This window comes from bacterium (assembly GCA_030655055.1).
GTDB lineage: Bacteria > Edwardsbacteria > AC1 > AC1 > EtOH8 > UBA5202.
Window position 1 is genome coordinate 1 of record JAURWH010000003.1, and the last position, 1,558, is coordinate 1,558.

General features: G+C 56.9%; 2 protein-coding genes. One reads left to right on the forward strand and one right to left on the reverse strand.

Annotated features, from left to right (window positions below; all coding sequences use genetic code 11):
• Positions 1-922 (reverse strand): MFS transporter (locus Q7U71_00045; protein ID MDO9390151.1); only part of this gene is annotated, 922 nt, incomplete at its 3' end.
• 137 nt (positions 923-1,059) lie between these two features.
• Here Q7U71_00045 and Q7U71_00050 point away from each other — a divergent pair.
• Positions 1,060-1,558: acylphosphatase (locus Q7U71_00050; GenBank protein MDO9390152.1), on the forward strand; the 499-nt coding region annotated here is incomplete at its 3' end.

Genomic DNA, 1,558 nt, shown 5'->3' on the forward strand with positions numbered 1-1,558 from the left:
CGACCAGGTTGAAGATCAGCACCGGGCGGTTCCCCAGCTTGTCAATTATTTTTCCCCACAACGGCTGGGTGGAAAGGTTAAGTATCCCGGCGACGATGGAATAGAGGGCGATCACCGAGTAGGGCATCTTAAGATTCTTGATCATGTGGGCCCCGAAGAATGGCCCGGCCACGGCGGTGGACAGCGACCAGAAGATGAAGAAGGTCAGCAGTTTTTTGAAATCGGGATCGGCGAAGGGCAGTTTTACGATCTCGTAGATGGAGAGGGACTTCTCCCCCTTCATCGGGGGCTCCCACTGGCGGTTCAGGATCAGCCCGGCGATCACGGCAAACAGGGCAGCCAGCCCGAAGATCAGGGCAAACCCCTGGTCCTGCAGCCCGGCCGCTTTCATCCGGTCAAATCCCCAGCCGGCCCCGTAATTGGTTAGCATGGTCACCGCTCCCAGGATGGCGCTGCGCTTGCCAAAATAGACGCCCCGCTTTTCCGGGGGCACCAGGTCGGTCATCCAGGAAAGCCAGGCGGTGTTGGCGGCGCTGAGGATGGTGTTTCCCAAAAACATCACGGCAAAGAACAGGGCCAGCTTAAAGCCGGGCATTATCTTGATGAAGGGCAGGACGCAGAGCAGGGCCCACAATGCCCGCCCGACGGTGGCCCCCCAGACGGTCAGCTTCTTGCGGCTGCCCAGACGTCCCAGGATCTGGGCGCTGATGACCGAGCCCACGGTGGACAGGGCGTTGAGGGCCGCCAGCAGTCCCAAGTGGAAATCGTTGGCTCCCAGCATCAGGGCGTATCCGGTGACCAGGGCTCCCAGACTGACGGTGATGTGGACCGTGGCAAAACTGCCTTCGATGATGGATATCTTAAGGCTGCGATCCGGCTCGATGCTTCCGGCAGAGGGTGTATGAATGCTGTTTTTGGCCATAGGGCAGTAAGCATATACTATTTCACCGCAAAATGCAAGACTTGAGATATGCCTTGAAATTTTAAGCGTTTAGGAATATAATCAAAGGGGGTTTCCCCGTCCTGAAAATGACAGGGCGGTTTATTTTAAGATTTATCATGAACGCAATAAAGATAAACATAAACGGCATCGTCCAAGGGGTTGGTTTCCGGCCCTTCATCTACCGGCTGGCCAAAAAGCACGGCCTGGCCGGCTGGGTGCTTAATTCCAGCCAGGGGGTGGAAATCCATGTCCAGGGCAGGGCCGAAGGCATCGACCTTTTCTTGTCCCAGGTCAAAAGCGAACTGCCGCCCCAGGCCTTGATCGATGCCATGGCCGTTTTTCCGGCCGAGCCCGGCGATCACAAGGATTTTGTCATCAGGGAGAGCCTGAACAGCGGCGGAGCCACCAGGATCTCACCCGACATCGCCCTGTGCTCCGACTGTCTAAATGAGATGATGGATGCGAATGACCGGCGTTACCTGTATCCCTTCATAAACTGCACCAACTGCGGGCCGCGGTTCTCCATCATCCAAAACACCCCGTATGACCGTCCGCTGACCTCCATGGCGGGCTTTGCCATGTGTCCCGATTGTCAAAAGGAATACGACGATCCGG